The following is a 13423-nucleotide window of genomic DNA, read 5'->3' as shown; positions in this document are numbered from 1 at the left end:
ATGCTCACCACCGTCGTCGCTCCCCGCCCCACCGCTCCCACCCGGAAGACGCGCCGCGGCATCGCCGGCCGCTACGTCTCGATCGCCGGCGTGACCGCACTCGCCTACCTCGCCGTGACGCAGCTGCGCGGCGACCAGGGGCTCGTGGCGATCCTCATCGCTATCTGGGCCATCGCCCTCACGGGGCTGAACGTCGTACAGGGCCTCGGCGGGTACCCGAGCCTCGCACAGGCCGCGTTCTTCGGCATCGGAGCATACTCATCGTCGATCCTCTTCGCGTCCGGCATGCCATTGTGGCTCGCCGCTGCAGGAGGGGTACTCGCGTCGGCCGTCGCCGGAACCTTCGTCGCCCTCGTGTTCAGCCGCACGCGGGGTCAGTACTTCGCGATCGGCACGCTCTTCTTCGGCGCCGTCTGCACACTGGTCTTCACGAACGAGAGCGCGTTCACGGGAGGACCGAACGGCATGCCGGTAGGTCTCGGGATGCCGATCCCTGTCGTGCTGGCCGCCATCGCGGGTTCGCTCGGGGTCGGCCTGGTCGTCTTCGATCTCATCGGCCGCTCGAGGTTCGGGCGTCGGCTCCGCGCGATCAGCGCCGACGAGGACCTCGCCGAGCACCTCGGTGTGCCCACCGCCCGCACCAAGGCGATCGCGGTGGTCGTGTCGGCGACGTTCGGCGGCTGGGCCGGTGTGCTGCTCGCCCAGTACAACGGGGTCATCGCACCGTCGCAGTTCACGTTCGTGCAGGGCTTCCTCATGTTCGTCGCCATCGGCATCGGCGGGTACGGGCGACTGTTCACGCCACTGGTGGGCGGGATCGTCGTGGTGGGACTGTCGCAGCTGCTGAAGCTGCAGCCTGGCGTGAGCCAGATCGCACTCGGGCTCGTCTTCATCTTCATCACGCTGCTGGTCCCCGGCGGCCTGATCGGCGGGGTCGAGCGCGCAGCCCGCTCCCTCTTCTCACGGAAGGCCACCTCATGACAGCCACCCTCGAGCTCCAAAGTCTGACGAAGGCGTTCGGCGGCGTGCGCGCGGTCGACGACGTGTCGCTCGCCATCGAGCCCGGCCACATTCTGGGTCTGATCGGTCCGAACGGGTCGGGCAAGACCACGCTTCTCAACCTGATCGCCGGCACCCTGACGCCCACCGGCGGCACCATCCTGCTGGGCGGCGAGGACGTCACCGCCCTCGCCCCGCACGTCAAGGTCGCCCGTGGCATCGCCCGCACCTTCCAGACCACCCGCGTCATGTCGGCATGGACGGTGCACGAGTCGCTCGCGCTGGCGGGCGACAGACGATCGACGTCGATCGACGCGGCCGAGCACGTCGGCATCGACGGCCTGCTGGAGCGGCGAGTGGGATCGCTCTCGAGCGCGCAGCAGCGCCTCGTCATGGTCGCCACCGCCCTGGCATCCCAACCCCAGGTGATCCTGCTCGACGAACCCGCCGTCGGGATGGACGTCCAAGAGACCGATCACCTGCACCGCGTCGTGCGCGGCATTCGCGACGAGCACGGTATCTCGGTGATCGTCGTCGAACACAACATGCGCTTCCTGATGTCACTGGCCGACTCGATCGTCGTGATGGCCACAGGGCGCGTACTGTCCACCGGACGACCCGAAGTCGTCCGCAACGACCCGGCGGTCATCTCCGCCTACCTGGGAGGATGACGATGCACCTGCTCACCGTCCGCAGCCTCACCGTTCGCTACGGCGGTGCGACCGCCGTCCGCGGCATCGACCTCGACGTCGCCGAGGGGAGCGTCACCGGCATCCTGGGCGCCAATGGAGCCGGCAAGACGTCCGCGCTGATGGGCATCATGCGCGCAGTGCCGCGCGTGACGGGGGCCATGACAATCGCTGGCGACGACTTCTCAGCCGCGCACACCCGAGGCGTCGTCGAGGCGGGGGTGTCGCTGTGCCCTCAGAACCGCCGCCTGTTCGCGAGCATGACTATCGAAGAGAACCTTCTTCTCGGCGCGCAGCGCACGCCGAGGGCCGTCGTCCGCGCACGTCTCGACGAAGCCTACGATCGGACCCCGTGGTTGGCGACGCGACGCCGCGAGGCTGCTGGCCGCCTCAGCGGCGGGCAGCAGCAGCTGGTCGCGATCGGGCGGGCGCTCATGTCGGCTCCCCGTCTGCTCATGCTCGACGAACCGTCGAGCGGCCTGTCTCCGGTCGCGGTCATCGAGGTACGCGAACTGCTCGAGCGGATCTGCGCGAGCGGTCTCACGGTCCTTCTCGTCGAGCAGAACACGCACCTTGTCCAGGCGCTCTGCACGTCGGTCTACGTGCTCTCCGAAGGTCGTGTGGTCGGACACGACACTGTCGAGAACCTCGTCGCGAACGACCTCCTGTCCGATGCCTACCTCGGCTAACCGAACCGGCGGGCTCGCGCACGTGGCACCCTGACTTCACGTGGGCGAGATTCCCACCATAGGGGCGGACCAAGGAGGTCACGGCATCTCCGCGATGCGACGAAACCCGCGTAAAACGGCGGAATCTCGCGAGTCGAGGGCGGACACCTGTACGACCGCGCTCGCTCGCAGCGCCGACCGACCTGCGCAATCGACGCATTAGCCGCCCGTCACGTCCTGAGCAGATGTGGGCAAGCCGTGGTCAGGCAAGACGAAAACCCCTGCTGAACAGGGGTTTTCATGGCGGTGACGGTGGGATTTGAACCCACGGTAGGGGGTTACCCTACACAACTTTTCGAGAGTTGCACCTTCGGCCGCTCGGACACGTCACCGCGGACAAGCTTACGACACGAGAACGGATGCCGCGAATCGGCGGCGAACGCCGGGCGACGAGCATCCGCGAAGGACGCAGCTCGCGCCTCACGCATCCAGGAACGAGTGGTGGTGATAGCCCTCCGGATCGAGCACCGCGACCGTCGACTCGGGGACTTCGAGGAACACACCCGGCAGGTCGTTGAGCGGCTCCGACACCACCACCTGCGCGTGATCGCCGAAGAGCGACAGACGGTCGGCGTCGGGATACATGGACCGGATCGTCTGCACATCCGCGGAGTGGAACAGCGTGCGCGAGCGGCCCTGCGACGAGTAGCGGAACGCCCACACCGTCTCGCCGTCCGATACGGCGACCGTCCCCTGCATGGGGAACTTCACCCCCGCAGCGTGACCCGCCTCCTCCACACGGCGGACGGCGGCCGCCATCGCGGCGATCGGATCGTCGGCCAGCCCGAAGGTGAGCGCGAGATGAAAGAGGACCTCGCTGTCGGTCGTCCCCTGAATGAGCGGGAACAGCGCCGGATCGACGGCCAGAGCGAGCTCACGTCTGAGGAGACCGAACTGCGAGATCGCCCCGTTGTGCATGAAGAGCCACTGGCCGTGGCGGAACGGGTGGCAGTTGGTCTGCTGAATGGGCGGTCCGGCGGCCGCGCGCACGTGTGCGAAGAAGAGCGGACTCGTCACCGCCCGGCTGACCTCGCGGAGATTCTGATCGTTCCACGCCGGCTCGATGCTGCGAAAGACGAACGGATGCCTCGTCCCCGCGGCATCCGCTTCTCGATCGTCCGCCGGATACCAGCCGAACCCGAAGCCGTCGCCGTTGACGGTCTCGGCGCCGAGCGGTGAGTTCTGCGACATGGCGACGACCGAGTGCTGGGCGTCGAGGATGAGGGCGGCCGGCTGGAGCGGCTCCCCCGTGTAGGCCAGCCAGCGGCACATCGCGGCTCCTGGAGAGGTTCGACTCGGTGCGTCGCGGCGCGGCGCTGGGGTCATCGTACGACCGCGCGACCACCCCGCACACCCCGGGGATCGTGCGCGCGGCGCCGGTGTCGCCGGGCGGGGCTAGCGTGGGGTCCGTGACCGACGAGCAGCCCGCATCCATCGCGGACGGCATGAGCACCACCCAGCGGTACGTGCTGTGGATCGCCGTGCTCGCGTCGTTCGTAGCCTTCCTCGACGGCACGATCGTGAACGTCGCCCTGCCGGCGATCAGCGACGAACTCGGCGGTGGCATCACCACGCAGCAGTGGGTCGTCGACGCCTACCTCATCACGCTCGGCGCGCTGATCCTCGTCGCAGGGTCGGTGAGCGACGCGTACGGGCGGGTGCTGGTGCTGCGTATCGGGCTGATCGGCTTCGGGATCGCGTCCCTCGCGATCGCGGCCGCCCCGACGGCCGAGTTCCTCATCGTTGCCCGCGGCGTGCAGGGTGCTGCGGGGGCGTTCCTCGTGCCCAGCTCGCTGGCGCTCATCACCTCAAACTTCAGCGGACCGGCGCAGAGTCGCGCGATCGGCATCTGGACGGCGATGACCACCTCCGCGATGATCGTCGGCCCGCTGCTGGGCGGCATCCTGGTCGACTTCGCGTCCTGGCGCTGGGCCTTCCTCATCAACGTCGTGCCGATCGGCATCACGCTCGTCCTGCTCGCTCGGGGCGGTTTCCGCGACACCCGGCTTCCCGGTGCGTCGATCGACTGGGTCGGCGCGGCGCTGTGCACCCTCGGTCTCGGCGGCATGGTCTACGCGCTCATCGAGCAGCCCACCCAAGGGTGGGCGTCCCCCGCGATCTGGCTGCCGCTCCTCCTCGGCGCGGCGCTCTTCCTCGCGTTCGTGCTGCGGCAGCGCACGGTGAAGCATCCGATCCTCCCGCTCGACCTGTTCCGGGCGCGCAACTTCTGGACGGGCAACGTCGCGACCACGTTCATCTACGGGGCGCTCGCGCTCAACGGGCTCGTCGTCGTCGTGTATCTGCAGGAGGGGGCGGGCCTGTCCGCGACCCTCGCCGGACTCGCGAGCCTGCCGATGACGATCCTCATGATCCTCTTCAGCTCCCGCGTCGGCGCGCTCAGCGGCAGGTGGGGGCCACGGTTCTTCATGACGGTGGGCCCGATCACGATGGGCGCCGGCGCCCTGCTGCTCCTCACGGTCGGCACCGAGTTCTCCTACTGGTGGCAGGTGCTGCCGAGCATGATCGTGATGGGCGCCGGCCTCGCGCTCACGGTGGCGCCGCTCACGTCGGCCATCCTCGGCGCCATCGAGCCCGAGCGCTCGGGCATCGCCTCCGCGGTGAACAATGCGGTGGCACGCGTCGCCGGGCTCATCGCCATCGCCCTGCTCGCCACCATCGTCGGCGGGGCGCTCGACCTCGATGGCTTCCACCGGGCGGCCATCGTCACGGCCGCGCTCATGATCGCGGGCGGGATCACCTCGTTCCTCGGCATACGCAATCCGGCTCGCTCACACGACTCGTCGGCAGACCCGGCATAGACCCGGCGATCCTCTGTGGCTCGCAGCATCCGTCCACTGCAAGACTGGCGGCATGGCCGTCATCGAGAATTCGAAAGTCACCATCGTCGGAGCCGGCAGCGTCGGCTCGAGCGCCGCGTATGCCGCGCTCATCCGCGGTTCTGCCCGCCACGTCGCCCTCTACGACATCGCCACGCAGAAGGTCGAGGCCGAGGTTCTCGACCTCGCGCACGGTACCCAGTTCACGGGCACGAGCGACATCATCGGCGGCAGCGACCTGTCGGTGGTCGAGGGCTCGCACGTCGTCGTGATCACGGCCGGCGCGAAGCAGAACCCGGGCCAGACGCGCATCGAGCTCGCCGGTGTGAACGCCGGGATCATGAAGAAGATGATGCCGCAGCTCTTGAGCGTCGCGCCCGACGCCGTGTACGTCGTCGTCACGAACCCCTGCGACGTGCTGACCGTACTCGCGCAGGAGGAGACCGGCCTGCCGCCCGAGCGCATCTTCGCCTCGGGGACCGTGCTCGACACGTCCCGCCTGCGCTGGAAGCTCGCCCAGCGCGCCGGCGTCTCGACCTCGAGCGTGCACGCGTACATCGTCGGTGAACACGGCGACACCGAGTTCCCGCTGTGGTCGAAGGCGACGATCGGCACCGTTCCGATCCTCGAGTGGGTGACGCCCCGCGGCGACCGCATGACCGTCGAGGAGCTCGACCAGATCGCCATCGACGTCCGCGACGCCGCCTACAAGGTGATCCAGGGCAAGGGCGCGACGAACTACGCGATCGGCCTGTCGAGCGCGCGCATCATCGAGGCGATCCTGAACGATGAGCGTGCGGTCATGCCGGTCTCGCCGGTGCTGCGCGACTTCCACGGCGTCGACGGCGTCGCCCTCTCGGTGCCGTCGGTCGTGAGCGCGGCCGGCGCCGTGCCGATCCGCGAGACGCAGTTCGACGACAAGGAGCTCGGGCTGCTCCACGCCTCCGCCGACGCGCTCAAGCAGGTGGCCGACTCGCTGCGCGCCTGAGCCGGCCACCTACGCCCCGACCCGACCCGCGCGGGGCTCGCGGGCGATGTCGCGGGCCGGACGTAGGCTCATCGCATGCCCGCTGCCCGACGCCCGACGCAGACCGCCCCGTACCGGTGCACCGAGTGCGGCTGGACCACGCTCAAGTGGGTCGGGCGCTGCGGCGAGTGCCAGCAGTGGGGCACGGTGGTCGAGGCTGCGGAACAGACCGGCATCCTCCGCTCGGTGACGCCGGTGTCCCCCGGGGCGGCGCGTGCGGCGCAGCCGATCACGCGCATCGACACGTCCGACGCGCCGCGGCGCACCACCGGCGTCGGCGAGTTCGACCGTGTCCTCGGAGGCGGGCTCGTGCCCGGCGCCGCGATCCTGCTGTCGGGCGAGCCCGGTGTCGGCAAGTCCACTCTGCTGCTCGAGGTCGCCGCGCAGTCCGCGAAGGCCGGGCGCCGCGTGCTGTATGCGAGCGCCGAGGAGTCGACCGCACAGGTTCGGCTGCGGGCCGAACGCACCGGCGCCCTCCACGACGAGCTGTACCTCGCGAGCGAGACCGACCTCGCGACGATCCTCGGGCACGTCGACGACGTGACGCCCGACCTCCTCATCGTCGACTCGGTCCAGACGGTGTCGTCGGCCCTGTCCGAGGGCATGGCGGGCCACCCCTCGCAGGTGCGCGAGGTCGCTGCGACGCTCATCCGCGTCGCGAAGGAGCGCGGCATTCCCACGATCATCGTCGGTCACGTCACGAAGGACGGCTCGATCGCGGGGCCGCGCATCCTCGAGCACCTCGTCGACGTGGTGTGCCAGTTCGAGGGCGACCGGCAGACGTCGCTGAGGTTCGTCCGCGCGCTCAAGAACCGCTTCGGCCCGACCGACGAAGTCGGATGCTTCGACATGACCGGCGCCGGGATCGCGGAGGTGCCCGATCCCAGCGCGCTGTTCCTTGGGCACGGCAGCACCGAGCCGGGCACGTGCGTGTCCATCGCGCTCGAAGGGCGCCGCGCGTTGCCGGTCGAGGTGCAGGCGCTGACGATCGACAGCAAGTCGGGCAACCCACGGCGCATCGTGAACGGTGTCGATGCCGCGCGCGTCGCGACCGTGCTGGCGGTGCTCGAGAAGCGGATGAAGATCAAGACCTCGGATCAGGACGTCTACGTCTCGACGGTCGGCGGGGTGAGATTCGCCGAACCAGCGGCCGACCTCGCGATCGCGCTGGCCGTCGCCAGCGCGGTCGAGGGATGGACGATTCCCCGGCACATCGCCGTCGTCGGCGAATTGAGCCTTGCCGGCGAGGTGCGGCCCGTCACCCAGGCGACGCAGCGGCGCAGCGAGGGAGCGCGTCTCGGCTACCGGGACGTCATCGATCACCGCTCGGGATCCCTGGGCGGCGCCGTCAGCGACGTGCGGGTCCGGTCCAAGGGCCGACCGGGAGAAAACATCCCCGAGTTCTGAGGTTCGGCCCGTCCGCTCAGCGGCCGCGAGGCCGGCGCCGACGCCCAGGGTCGACGTACCCGAGCACGATGGGGATCACGAGTCCGGCCGCGCACACGATTCCGACGAGCAGGAATTCCACCCGGCGAGTCTGCCCCGTCGTCGCCGAGGACGCAAACCCTTCGTCCGGAGTGTCGCGCGTCGACGGCTGGCGTCAGGCGTCGAGCGCGGCGATGAGGTCGGCGGGCGAGGCCTGCAGCGGGTGGGGTCCGGCGATGTCGAAGAAGACGGTGGTGATCTCGTCCTCATGCGCGCCGAGGAAGGCGCGCAGCCAGGCCGGGGACTGCAGTGCGACCCCCGGCGGCAGCGTCTCGGGCTTGTGGGCGGCGTCGCTGAAGAGCAGCAGCGCGATCTCGCCGGTCTTCGCGTCGCGATAGGTCCACACCTCGCCGACGTCGAGCGGGTTGTCGCGGTGGCCGGGCCGCATCAGCGGCACGACGGTAGGGCCGTGGCGCAGTGCGAAGGCGACCGCGGCCATGTCCTGCGTCTGGAGCGCGTCGCCGAGCTGGGTATTGCGGAAGTCCACCGCTCCGGCCTTCTTCACGCGCTTCTTGCCTGCCACCCGTCCAGCGTAATCGCCCGCAGCACGGCGGCGCGGCGGGATCGTCAGGCGAGGAAGCCGCGCAGCAAGGCCTCCGACCCGGCCAGGTGTTCGAGGATGGCGGCTTCGGCAGCATCCGGTCGCCCTGCGAGGATCGCGGTCACGATGCGCTCGTGCTGCACGTTGGAGTGCTCGATGTTGCGCGGCAGCAGGGGGAAGGTGTCGAGCCATTCGTTCACGCGGGCGCGATTCTCGGCGGCGAGTGCGACGAGCGACGGGATGCCGGCGAGCTCGGCGATCGTGAGGTGAAGCAACGTGTCGAGCCGGCGATAGTCGGGAGCGGATGCCTCGGCCACGACCTCGTACCGCGCCCACAGCTCGTCGCGCGCGGCAGCGTCGAGTGTGCGTCCGGCGGCGGCGCGGGCCGCACCGGCCTCCAGCACGCGGCGCAGGCCCAGGACGTCTTCGAGCTCGGCGGGTGTGACGTCGCGGGGATGCGGCGGCTGCGGCAGCGGATCGGCGACGAACGTGCCGCCGTAACGGCCGCGCCGGCGCACCAGGTAACCGGTGTCGGCGAGCTCGCGGATCGCTTCGCGCACCGTGTCGCGGCTCACGGCGTAGAGCACGGCCAGCTCGCGCTCCGACGGCAGGGACTCCCCCGGCGCGACGACGCCGAGCCGGATCGTCTGCACCAGGCGCGCGACGGTGTCTTCGAGCGCGTTGCCCTCGCGCACCGGCCGGTACACGGCCTTGCGCACCTCTTGCAGGGGGGCGTCGGTCATGGCGAGACCCTACAGCGGCGTGACGTAGGCGTTGGTGATGCCGCCGTCGACGACGAACGCGGTGGCCGTGATGAACGACGCGTCGTCGGAGGCGAGGAAGGTGACCGCGGCGGCGAGCTCCTCGGGTTCGGCGAAGCGGCCCATCGGCACATGCACGAGCCGGCGCTGCGCGCGCTCGGGGTCCTTGGCGAAGAGCTCCTGCAAGAGCGGCGTGTTGACCGGCCCCGGACAGAGGGCGTTCACGCGGATGCCCTGCCGCGCGAACTGCACGCCGAGTTCCCGGGTCATGGCGAGGACCCCGCCCTTGGAGGCCGTGTACGAGATCTGCGACGTCGCCGACCCGAGCAGCGCCACGAACGACGCGGTGTTGATGATCGACCCCCTGCCCGCGGGGACCATGTGCCGCAGCGCCGCGCGCGAGCACAGGTACACGCTTTTGAGGTTGACGTCCTGCACGCGGTCCCACGCGGGCAGCTCGGTCGTCTCGATCGAGTCGTCGTCGGCCGGCGAGATGCCCGCGTTGTTGAACGCGATGTCGAGGCGTCCGAGGTCACCGGCGACAGAGTCGAAGAGCTGATTCACGGATGCCTCGTCCGCGACGTCGACGAGCCGGAACAGTCCGTCGACCTCGGCGGCGGCCCGCTCCCCTGTCGCCGGATCGAGGTCGGCGATCACGACGCGCGCGCCCTCCGCGGCGAACCGCCGCGCCGTCGCGAGCCCGATGCCCGACGCGCCGCCGGTGATGACGGCCACCCGATCCTTGAGCCGTTGCGTGAGATCCATGCTTTCCCTCTCAGTCCGTCGCGAAGAAGACGTTCTTGGTCTCGGTGAAGTGCTCGGCGGCGTCAGGGCCGAGCTCGCGCCCGAGGCCCGAGGCCTTCATGCCGCCGAACGGGGTCCAGTACCGCACGGACGAGTGCGAGTTGACCGACAGCACACCGCTCTTCACGCCCCGCGAGACGCGCACCGCCCGGCCGAGGTTCTCGGTCCAGATCGAGCCCGCGAGGCCGTAGATCGTGTCGTTCGCGAGGCGGATCGCGTCGGCTTCGTCGTCGAAGGGCAGCACCGCGACGACCGGGCCGAAGACCTCCTCGCGCGCAAGCCGGTCGCCTCGGTCGGCGAGCACCACCGTCGGGGGGAACCAGAACCCGTCGCCCGACGGCGCCGAGCCGCGGAACGCCACGTTCGCGCCGTCGAGGAATCCCTCGACCGTGGAGCGATGGGATGCCGAGATCAGCGGTCCCATATCGGTCCCCTCGACTGCGGGGTCTCCGACCCGCCAGGCCCGCACCGCAGGTTCGAGCAGCTCGAGGAACCGGTCGCGCACCGAGCGCTCGACCAGGATGCGGCTGCGGGCGCAGCAGTCCTGCCCGGCGTTGTCGAACACGGCGCCCGGCGCCGACGCCGCGGCCTTCTCGAGGTCGGCGTCGGCGAACACGATGTTGGCGCTCTTGCCGCCGAGTTCCAGGGTCACCGGCTTCAGCTCGCGCGCGCAGCCGGCCGCGACGTCCGTCCCCACCGACGTCGACCCGGTGAAGACCACCTTGCGGACGTCAGGGTGCGAGACGAACCGCTGCCCCACGACAGATCCCGACCCGGTGACCACCGAGAACAGCCCCTCCGGCAGTCCCGCGGCCAGCGCCAGCTCACCGAGGCGCACGGCCGTCAAGGGCGTCAGCTCGGCCGGTTTCAGCACGACCGCGTTGCCCGCGGCGAGCGCGGGCGCGAAGCCCCACGACGCGATCGTCATCGGGAAGTTCCACGGCACGATGATCCCGACGACCCCGTACGGCTCGTGGAACGTCACGTCGAGCCCGCCCGCGACCGGGATCTGCTGCCCCGACAGCCGCTCGGGCGCTCCGGCGTAGAAGTTGAGCACCTGCGCGACGTGCGACGCCTCCCAGCGTGCCGACCCGATCGGGTGACCCGAGTTCTGCACCTCCAGCTGGGCCAGTTCCTCCACGTGGGCCTGGACCACCCGCGCGAACGAGCGCAGGGCGTCGGCGCGCGCGACCGGCGGCAGCGACGCCCACACACGCTGTGCGACGACGGCGCGCGAGATCGCAGCATCCGTCTCGTCCACGCTCGCGCGCGCGATCTCGCGGATCGGCAGCGCGGTCGCCGGGTTGATCACGGTGAAGGTGGCGCTCATGCGGTCGGCACCTCCCGGGATGCGTAGACGGATGCCTCGGCCACGAGTCCCGCGAACAGCCGGCGATCCTCCTGGTTCTGCTCGGGGTGCCACTGCACGCCGAGGACGTAGCCCTCGCCGTCGGACTCGAACGCCTGCACCAGCCCGTCGTCGGTGCGGGCGGTCACGACGAGCCCCTCGCCCAGGCGGTCGACCCCCTGGTGGTGGTAGCTGTGCACCTCGAGGTCGCCGGGGCCGACGAGCTCGGCGAGACGCGACCCCTCGTCGACGATGACGTCGTTCGTCGCGAAGACACCGCCCCCGACCCGGAACCGCTCGGTGCCGAGCACTTCGGGCAGGTGCTGGTGCAGCGTGCCGCCGCGCGCGACATTGACGAGCTGGAGGCCGCGGCAGATCGCGAGCACGGGCAGCCGTCGCTGTTCCGCGCCGCGGAACAGCGCGAGCTCCCACGCATCGCGATCGGGGCGGGCGGCGTCGGTGAGCGGATGCCGCTCAGCACCGTACAGCTCGGGCTGCACGTCGCGGCCCCCGGTGAGGATGAGCCCGTCGAGCCCGTCGAGCACCGCATCGGCGGCGATCCCGGGATCCGGCTGCGGCGGCAGCAGAACGGCGACGCCGCCCGATGCCGTCACCGAGTCGAAGTAGACCTGCGGCAGGAACGCCGCGCGGACGTCCCACACCCCCTGCTTCGCCTGCTCGAGGTACGTCGTCAGGCCGATCACGGGCTTCCTAGAGGCGTTCGAACCCACGGACCCTCTCCCAGTCGGTCACGGCGGCATCGTAGGCCTCGACCTCGATGCGCGCCTGGTTCAGGTAGTGGTCGACCATGTCGTCGCCGAAGGCCGTGCGGGCGATCGCGGACTCGTCGAGCAGCTGCGCCGCCTCGCGCAGTGTCGTCGGCAGGTGGTCGACCCCCGCGGTGTACGCGTTGCCCTCCAGCCGGTCGGGCAGCGGCAGCTCGTGCTCGATGCCGTGCAGACCGCCCGCCATGATGGCGGCGATGCCCAGGTACGGGTTGACGTCGCCCCCGGGCACCCGGTTCTCGACGCGCAGCGACGAGCCGTGGCCGATCACGCGCAGCGCGCACGTGCGGTTGTCGACACCCCACGCGATGCCCGTGGGCGCGAACGAGCCCTTCGCGAACCGCTTGTACGAGTTGATGTTGGGCGCGTAGAGCAGCGTGAACTCGCGGAGGGTCGCCAGGATGCCGGCGATCCAGTGCTCCATGAGCGGGCTGAAGCCGTATTCGCGGTCGCCGGCCATCACCGGGTCGCCGGTCGCCGAGCGTACCGACAGATGGATGTGGCAGCTGTTGCCCTCCCGCTCGTTGAACTTCGCCATGAAGGTCAGCGACTTGCCGTGATGCTCGGCGATCGCCTTCGCGCCGTTCTTGTAGATCGCGTGCTGGTCGGCGGTCTCCTGCACCTCGGCGTAGCGGAACGCGATCTCCTGCTGACCGAGGTTGCACTCGCCCTTGACGCCCTCGGTGTAGAGGCCCGCCCCGTCCATCGACAGGCGGATGTCGCGCAGCAGCGGCTCGAGACGGCCCGAGGCGAGCAGGTCGTAGTCGACGTTGTAGTCGGTCGAGGGGGTGAGATCGCGGTAGCCCTTGGCCCACGCATTCCGATACGTGTCGTCGAAGACGATGAACTCGAGCTCCGTCCCCGAGAAGGCGACGAGGCCGCGGTCGGCGAGCCGCGACCGCTGGCGGTCCAGGATGGCGCGGGGCGACTGCACGACGGGCTCACCGTTCTCCCACGTGAGGTCGGCCATGACCAGGGCCGATCCAGGCAGCCACGGGATGTGCCGGAGGGTCGAGGCGTCGGGCCGCAGCATCATGTCGCCGTAGCCGGTCTCCCAGCTCGACATGGCGTAGCCGTCGACGGTGTTCATGTCGACGTCCACCGAGAGCAGGTAGTTGCACGCCTCGGCGCCGTGCGGGAGCACCTCCTCCTGGAAGAGTCGCGCCGACACCCGTTTCCCGACCAGGCGTCCCTGCGCATCGGCGAACGCGACGACCACGGTGTCGATGTCGCCTGCGGCGATCCCGGCGTTCAACTGCTCGACGGTGAGGTTGCCCGGCATGCGTTCCTCCTGCGGTGTCGACGTGCGACGAGACTCGTGAGCGCGGTCCTCGCGAACCGCGCTCACCCGCACACTCTAACCAAAATCCCCTCCAAAGGTAGACACAGCCGACCAATAGGCACCACAATCGGCGAAAA

13 protein-coding genes and 1 tRNA gene are annotated in these 13423 nt (G+C 70.0%); 6 read left to right on the top strand and 8 right to left on the bottom strand.

The window, feature by feature from the left end; genetic code table 11:
* Genes ACEYYH_RS02730 through ACEYYH_RS02720 form a run of 3 tightly spaced genes read left to right on the top strand, consistent with a single transcriptional unit; the run spans position 1 to position 2377 of the window.
* Positions 1–981, top strand: coding sequence for a branched-chain amino acid ABC transporter permease (locus ACEYYH_RS02730; protein WP_374976758.1), 981 nt, complete (start codon positions 1–3; stop codon positions 979–981).
* A complete protein-coding gene (locus ACEYYH_RS02725) occupies positions 978–1670 on the top strand; it encodes an ABC transporter ATP-binding protein (protein ID WP_374976757.1) in 693 nt (230 codons plus the stop codon). The genes ACEYYH_RS02730 and ACEYYH_RS02725 overlap by 4 nt, the downstream gene beginning before the upstream one ends.
* 2 nt (positions 1671–1672) lie before the next feature.
* On the top strand, positions 1673–2377 hold the full coding sequence (locus tag ACEYYH_RS02720; RefSeq protein ID WP_374976756.1) for an ABC transporter ATP-binding protein: 705 nt from the start codon (positions 1673–1675) through the stop codon (positions 2375–2377).
* A 280-nt stretch (positions 2378–2657) separates the two neighbouring features.
* Here ACEYYH_RS02720 and ACEYYH_RS02715 read toward each other — a convergent pair.
* Positions 2658–2748 (bottom strand) — tRNA-Ser (locus ACEYYH_RS02715).
* An 88-nt stretch (positions 2749–2836) separates the two neighbouring features.
* Entirely contained in the window at positions 2837–3688 is an 852-nt protein-coding gene (locus ACEYYH_RS02710) for a class II glutamine amidotransferase (RefSeq protein WP_374976755.1), read from the bottom strand.
* 173 nt (positions 3689–3861) lie between these two features.
* Between ACEYYH_RS02710 and ACEYYH_RS02705 the strand changes: the two genes are divergently transcribed.
* From ACEYYH_RS02705 to radA, 3 genes are all read left to right on the top strand, one after another.
* Positions 3862–5235: an MFS transporter gene (locus ACEYYH_RS02705; RefSeq protein ID WP_374978294.1), complete on the top strand. Its 1374-nt coding sequence runs from the start codon at positions 3862–3864 to the stop codon at positions 5233–5235.
* A 52-nt stretch (positions 5236–5287) separates the two neighbouring features.
* Positions 5288–6241 (top strand): L-lactate dehydrogenase, encoded by a 954-nt coding sequence (locus ACEYYH_RS02700; RefSeq protein WP_374976754.1) that lies wholly within the window; start codon positions 5288–5290, stop codon positions 6239–6241.
* Positions 6242–6316: 75 nt separating this feature from the next.
* Positions 6317–7687: a DNA repair protein RadA gene (gene radA / locus ACEYYH_RS02695; protein ID WP_374976753.1), complete on the top strand. Its 1371-nt coding sequence runs from the start codon at positions 6317–6319 to the stop codon at positions 7685–7687.
* Between the two features lie 193 nt (positions 7688–7880).
* On the opposite strand, the gene ACEYYH_RS02690 is transcribed toward radA, so the two are convergent.
* Genes ACEYYH_RS02690 through ACEYYH_RS02665 form a run of 6 tightly spaced genes read right to left on the bottom strand, consistent with a single transcriptional unit; the run spans position 7881 to position 13286 of the window.
* Positions 7881–8288: a dehydrogenase gene (locus ACEYYH_RS02690; RefSeq protein ID WP_374976752.1), complete on the bottom strand. Its 408-nt coding sequence runs from the start codon at positions 8286–8288 to the stop codon at positions 7881–7883.
* Between the two features lie 44 nt (positions 8289–8332).
* On the bottom strand, positions 8333–9049 hold the full coding sequence (locus ACEYYH_RS02685) for a FadR/GntR family transcriptional regulator (protein WP_374976751.1): 717 nt from the start codon (positions 9047–9049) through the stop codon (positions 8333–8335).
* Between the two features lie 9 nt (positions 9050–9058).
* Positions 9059–9832, bottom strand: coding sequence for a 3-oxoacyl-ACP reductase (locus tag ACEYYH_RS02680; protein WP_374976750.1), 774 nt, complete (start codon positions 9830–9832; stop codon positions 9059–9061).
* Between the two features lie 10 nt (positions 9833–9842).
* Positions 9843–11201, bottom strand: coding sequence for an aldehyde dehydrogenase family protein (locus ACEYYH_RS02675; protein WP_374976749.1), 1359 nt, complete (start codon positions 11199–11201; stop codon positions 9843–9845).
* Positions 11198–11923, bottom strand: a complete 726-nt coding sequence (locus tag ACEYYH_RS02670; RefSeq protein WP_374976748.1) for a gamma-glutamyl-gamma-aminobutyrate hydrolase family protein — start codon at positions 11921–11923, stop codon at positions 11198–11200. The genes ACEYYH_RS02675 and ACEYYH_RS02670 overlap by 4 nt, the downstream gene beginning before the upstream one ends.
* A 7-nt stretch (positions 11924–11930) precedes the next feature.
* Positions 11931–13286, bottom strand: a complete 1356-nt coding sequence (locus ACEYYH_RS02665) for a glutamine synthetase family protein (RefSeq protein ID WP_374976747.1) — start codon at positions 13284–13286, stop codon at positions 11931–11933.
* Positions 13287–13423 lie beyond the last annotated feature (137 nt).

The organism is Microbacterium trichothecenolyticum (assembly GCF_041938625.1).
GTDB classification, from domain to species: Bacteria; Actinomycetota; Actinomycetes; order Actinomycetales; family Microbacteriaceae; genus Microbacterium; species Microbacterium trichothecenolyticum_D.
This window is presented reverse-complemented; position numbering and strand designations above follow the sequence as displayed.

What these genes read in the sequence shown, in the direction of transcription:
- ACEYYH_RS02730 (WP_374976758.1), top strand. Translation starts at nt 1, where the DNA reads ATGCTCACCACCGTCGTCGCTCCCCGCCCCACCGCTCCCACCCGGAAG.
- ACEYYH_RS02725 (WP_374976757.1), top strand. Translation starts at nt 978, where the DNA reads ATGACAGCCACCCTCGAGCTCCAAAGTCTGACGAAGGCGTTCGGCGGC.
- ACEYYH_RS02720 (WP_374976756.1), top strand. Translation starts at nt 1,673, where the DNA reads ATGCACCTGCTCACCGTCCGCAGCCTCACCGTTCGCTACGGCGGTGCG.
- ACEYYH_RS02710 (WP_374976755.1), bottom strand. Translation starts at nt 3,688, where the DNA reads ATGTGCCGCTGGCTGGCCTACACGGGGGAGCCGCTCCAGCCGGCCGCC.
- ACEYYH_RS02705 (WP_374978294.1), top strand. Translation starts at nt 3,862, where the DNA reads ATGAGCACCACCCAGCGGTACGTGCTGTGGATCGCCGTGCTCGCGTCG.
- ACEYYH_RS02700 (WP_374976754.1), top strand. Translation starts at nt 5,288, where the DNA reads ATGGCCGTCATCGAGAATTCGAAAGTCACCATCGTCGGAGCCGGCAGC.
- radA (WP_374976753.1), top strand. Translation starts at nt 6,317, where the DNA reads ATGCCCGCTGCCCGACGCCCGACGCAGACCGCCCCGTACCGGTGCACC.
- ACEYYH_RS02685 (WP_374976751.1), bottom strand. Translation starts at nt 9,049, where the DNA reads ATGACCGACGCCCCCCTGCAAGAGGTGCGCAAGGCCGTGTACCGGCCG.
- ACEYYH_RS02680 (WP_374976750.1), bottom strand. Translation starts at nt 9,832, where the DNA reads ATGGATCTCACGCAACGGCTCAAGGATCGGGTGGCCGTCATCACCGGC.
- ACEYYH_RS02675 (WP_374976749.1), bottom strand. Translation starts at nt 11,201, where the DNA reads ATGAGCGCCACCTTCACCGTGATCAACCCGGCGACCGCGCTGCCGATC.
- ACEYYH_RS02665 (WP_374976747.1), bottom strand. Translation starts at nt 13,286, where the DNA reads ATGCCGGGCAACCTCACCGTCGAGCAGTTGAACGCCGGGATCGCCGCA.